Origin of the sequence: Herbaspirillum sp. B65, from assembly GCF_000333555.1 — a bacterium.
GTDB classification, from domain to species: domain Bacteria; phylum Pseudomonadota; class Gammaproteobacteria; order Burkholderiales; family Burkholderiaceae_D; genus Herbaspirillum; species Herbaspirillum rubrisubalbicans.
The window spans coordinates 1-2,612 of record NZ_BADI01000122.1; the positions used below are offsets into that span (position 1 = coordinate 1).

The window sequence follows — 2,612 nt, forward strand, 5'->3', positions numbered from 1 at the left end:
GAGAACCTGATCTTTGCCCAGATCGAAAAACGCACCATCCGTCGCTGGGGGATGCAGCACTGATGGATCTAGCAGTGATGGATGCTTGACCTTGCGACTCCCTACAAACTTATAAACTGACGACCTTTAGGAGACCAACATGAAACGACGTAGCTTTACCAGCNTCATGATCGCCAGCGCCCTGGCGCTGTCCGGCGCCTCCGGTGCCGCCCGCGCCGAAGCTCAGGAAGTACGCATCTCGCACGGCTATGGCCTGCTGTACCTGCCGCTGATGGTGATGCGCGACCAGGGCCTGGTGGAGAAGCACGCCAAGGCGATGGGCCTGGGCGATGTGAAAACCAAGTGGGTGCTGCTCGATGGCGGCAACGTCATCAATGACGCCATGCTGGCCGGCAATCTGGATATCGCCGGCACCGGCGCGCCGGGCTTCGTGACGCTATGGTCCAAGGCGCACGGCATCCCGCGTTCGGAAGTGGTGGGGCTGGGCGCGCTGTCGACTTCGCCCTTGTGGCTTAACACCAATAACCCCAACGTCAAGTCGCTCAAGGATTTCACGCCCAAGGACAAGATCGCCATCCCCGGCATCAAGACTTCGCTATCGGCGGTGCTGTTGCAGATGGCGGCCGCCAAGACCTTTGGCATCGAGAACTACGCCAAGCTGGACCCCTTGACGGTGAGCCTGTCGCACCCGGAAGCGATGGCCTCGCTGATCTCGGGCAAGACCGAGATCACCGCCCACTTCACCTCGCCGCCGTTCTCCTACCAGGAAGCCAAGGCACCCGGCATCACCCGCGTGCTGAACTCCACGGACGTGCTGGGCCACATCACCATCGACGTGGTCTTTGCGCTCAAGTCCTTCACCGACAAGAACCCCAAGCTGACCCAGGCCGTCATGGCCGCGCAGGAAGAAGCCAACGCCTACATCGCCAAGAACCGCAAGGGCGCCGCCGAGATCTTCCTGCGCGTGTCCAAGCTGAAGCTGCCGCAGGAAGAAGTGGAGCAGATGCTGGCCGACCCTGGTACCGAGTTTTCGACTACCCCGGTGGACATCATGCAATACGTGGTCTTCATGAGCAAAGCCGGTACTATCAAGACCAAGCCGGCGGTGTGGAATGAGATGTTCGTGCCGGCGTTCAAGGAGCGCAAGGGGAGTTGAACCACCTGCAACCACCTACAACAAGCACCGAGTCGCTGAGCTGAGATCATTGTTGAAGAGTCTGCATGTTTTATATTAAACTTGCAGACTCTTAATCATTAATGACTTCCTCGCGGGGTGGCTTCATGCAAAGCTGGACTCTTGAGCAGTTGCGTACTGCGACCGAGGCAGGTGGTGTGGCTGCCGTCAAGTTGCGGGCCGAAGGTGGTGGTTTCTATGTCCAGATCACCACCAAGAATAACGGCCAAGCCGTGCTGTCCCATGCGCGCAGCGATGAACCGCGTACTTTTCCCAATCCGCTTCCGGCAATTACCTTGTTGCGCAAGCTTGGCTTGATGGTAGGTACGTTTGATATTTCCAATTGGAACCCCGAACTCAAGCCCTTGGCGCGGACCCGGCCTGATCGGGCTGTGGCCATGAAGAATGCCCATGAAGCCGTCGAGCATGACCGCTGGTTTCGCTCGCAAGTAGAGGCGGCATTGACACAAGCCGATGATCCCGCCACGCAGTGGGTCACGCAGGAGCAAGCGCAAGCAAGCTGGGCCAAGAAACGGGCCAAGCTGTTGAAGCAGATGAAGAGGGAAAGTGATTGATCCTGCGCTGGCTTCCCACGGCGCTGCATGATCGCGATGCATTGATCGATTACATCGCGCAGCATAGCCTGCGCGCTGCGATTGATCAGGGTGACAAAATTGAGGATCAACTCCTGCATCTGGTTGCTCATCCCCTGTTGGGGCGAGCGGGACGGATCCACGGCACGCGTGAGCTGGTCATCGGTGGCACGCCCTTTATTGCCGTTTATCGTTACCGGCCACGTCAACGGGTCATTGAGGTGATGCGTCTGCTGCATGGCGCGCAACAGTGGCCTCCGGTTGAGGACTGAATGCCGCCGTATCTTCGTAGCAGGTGCAAGTCATTTGAATCCGTTCGACGTATAGCCTTCGCTTCCTCATGCCAGAAATCACCGCCCTCCACTGGATCATCGATGAAGACCGCCTCTTCACCGACATGGCCGACGCCCCCGACAACCCCTGTACCGCCTGCGGTGGCTGCTGCGCGCATTTCCGCGTGTCCTTCTATTGCGGCGAGCTCAGCGATGGACTCGGCGGCATAGTGCCGGTGGAGCTGACCAGCAAGGTCAATGACACCCTGGCCTGCATGAAGGGGACGGAACAGGGTCATGGCCGTTGCATTGCGCTCATCGGCGAACTTGGTCAGCGTGGCGTGGCTTGCAGCATCTACGACCGGCGGCCCAGTCCCTGTCGCGAGTTTTCTCCCTGGGAGGCCGATGGCCAGCCCAATCCCGAATGCCAGCAACGGCGCCACGCGCTGGGCTTGCCGGCGTTGGAGGCCCTGCCACCGCAGCAGGCTGCCCCTATCCTCGCCGCCTGACGCCTTACTGCGCCGGCTCTGCGGCGCACAGCGCAGCCAGGGCATCGCCCAGCGCTTCGGGTCT

At 60.1% G+C, this 2,612-nt stretch carries 4 protein-coding genes; all 4 read left to right on the plus strand.

Annotated features, from left to right (window positions below):
* Nucleotides 1-139: 139 nt before the first annotated feature.
* The 4 genes from I5W_RS03240 (at nt 140) to I5W_RS03255 (ending at nt 2,548) form a co-directional block, all read left to right on the plus strand.
* Nucleotides 140-1,156, plus strand: a complete 1,017-nt coding sequence (locus I5W_RS03240; RefSeq protein WP_044528165.1) for an ABC transporter substrate-binding protein — start codon at nt 140-142, stop codon at nt 1,154-1,156.
* A 176-nt stretch (nt 1,157-1,332) separates the two neighbouring features.
* Entirely contained in the window at nt 1,333-1,749 is a 417-nt protein-coding gene (locus tag I5W_RS03245) for a hypothetical protein (RefSeq protein ID WP_083893446.1), read from the plus strand.
* The gene (locus tag I5W_RS03250; RefSeq protein WP_017450550.1) at nt 1,746-2,039 is read left to right on the plus strand and encodes a type II toxin-antitoxin system RelE/ParE family toxin; all 294 of its coding nucleotides are present in this window, start codon (nt 1,746-1,748) and stop codon (nt 2,037-2,039) included. Before I5W_RS03245 ends, I5W_RS03250 begins: the two co-directional genes overlap by 4 nt.
* A 68-nt stretch (nt 2,040-2,107) precedes the next feature.
* Complete coding sequence (locus tag I5W_RS03255) at nt 2,108-2,548, plus strand: YkgJ family cysteine cluster protein (protein ID WP_044528166.1); 441 nt, start codon at nt 2,108-2,110, stop codon at nt 2,546-2,548.
* Nucleotides 2,549-2,612: the final 64 nt, after the last annotated feature.